Below are 322 nucleotides of genomic sequence, written 5' to 3'. Positions count from 1 at the left end.
CATTGCCCTTGTCGAGCACCACCTGCAACGCGCCGACACCGACGATCAGCGTCAGCAGGCCGATGTAGTCCATCGGCTGACGGCTGGTCACCACCGGCCGCGTGCGCATCTGTTGGCGTACCACGGCGGCGGCGAACAGGCCGATGGGGACGTTGATGAAGAAGATCCATGGCCAGCTGTAACTGTCGGTGATCCAGCCCCCCAGTATCGGCCCGGCAATCGGCGCCACCACCGTGACCATCGCCAGCAGCGCCAGGGCCATGCCCCGCTTGGCCGGGGGGTACACGGCAATCAGCAAGGTCTGGGTCATCGGGTACAACGG

At 65.8% G+C, this 322-nt stretch carries 1 protein-coding gene; it reads right to left on the bottom strand.

What is annotated here, in order from left to right; genetic code table 11:
• Nucleotides 1–322: MFS transporter (locus SB756_RS28885; protein ID WP_410912952.1), on the bottom strand; the 322-nt coding region annotated here is incomplete at both ends.

This window comes from Pseudomonas sp. SIMBA_068, from assembly GCF_046534705.1.
GTDB lineage: Bacteria > Pseudomonadota > Gammaproteobacteria > Pseudomonadales > Pseudomonadaceae > Aquipseudomonas > Aquipseudomonas putida.
The sequence above is the reverse complement of the archived record's forward strand: the minus strand, read 5'-3'. Positions and strand labels throughout refer to the sequence as shown.